Source organism: Cupriavidus sp. DL-D2, from assembly GCF_039710735.1.
In the GTDB taxonomy this organism is placed as follows: domain Bacteria; phylum Pseudomonadota; class Gammaproteobacteria; order Burkholderiales; family Burkholderiaceae; genus Cupriavidus.
The window spans coordinates 1-894 of record NZ_JBDKXK010000147.1 but is presented as its reverse complement, the minus strand read 5'-3'; the positions used below and the strand labels follow the sequence as shown (position 1 = coordinate 894).

The window sequence follows — 894 nt, the reverse complement described above, 5'->3', positions numbered from 1 at the left end:
GGGGTCTCCTCGTTTTCAGTGCAATAAGTGACGGTACGAAAAGCTAGCACTGGCGCGGAGGTGGTGTTGGTAGATCGTTGATTTCATTGACTTTCCTGTTCACTTTCAAATCTGCGATTCGTGGCGTCAAACCGTGGTCGGTTTCATCCATTGGTGCCAGTTATCGATGCATTTGGCCGCGAAGGCAGGATTTGGTCAGCATAGCGGTCAACCGGGAAGCGAAACACACCCCGCAAGTTGATGCTCTCCAGCCTGGTGGGCGCAATCTTCCCGATCAGTTCCGGTGGAATGACCTGGCGGCGGTTCGACCAGCGATCCAGGACCGCCTGCATCTGTGAGGTATTCCACGCCATCACGATGTTGGCCATCAGGCTCAACGCATCGGCCACAGCCTGCATTTCATCGACACGTTTGGCCTGCGCCGGGCTGATCCGGCCGGTATAAATGGCGCGCTTGAGGGCGTTAACAGCCTCGCCCCGATTGAGCACCCGGCGCAACTCGTTCCTGAAAGCGTCCTTGACAAAGTAGTCAGCCAAAAACGCCGTACGCAGCAACCGCCCCAATTGCACGCCAGCCTCATAGATTGGATCGCCCTGGGCGGCAGAACCGAACCGCGCAAGAGCTGCCACCGCACTGGCATGTCCGCTCATGACCGAGGCTGCCAGGTGCACCAGACTATCCCAATGCTTTTCGATCAAAGCGACGTCGACATTGGCTTCGCACACCGCAGCGATTTCTGCGGGCACTTTGGTGCCGCGTGGCACAAAGAGGTGGCGCTGTTTGAGTTCCTTCAACCGCGGGCAAAGATCAAAACCAAGCAAACGGGCATGTGACATGGCAAAGTCGGTGTTTATATGGACAAGTCGCGTTTTTTGCCAGTCAGGCGACTGACGT

General features: G+C 56.7%; 1 protein-coding gene. It reads right to left on the bottom strand.

The window, feature by feature from the left end; translation table 11 throughout:
• Positions 1–143 precede the first annotated feature (143 nt).
• The coding region (locus ABDB81_RS30400; protein WP_346814422.1) for a Tn3 family transposase at positions 144–894 on the bottom strand (751 nt) is incomplete at its 5' end.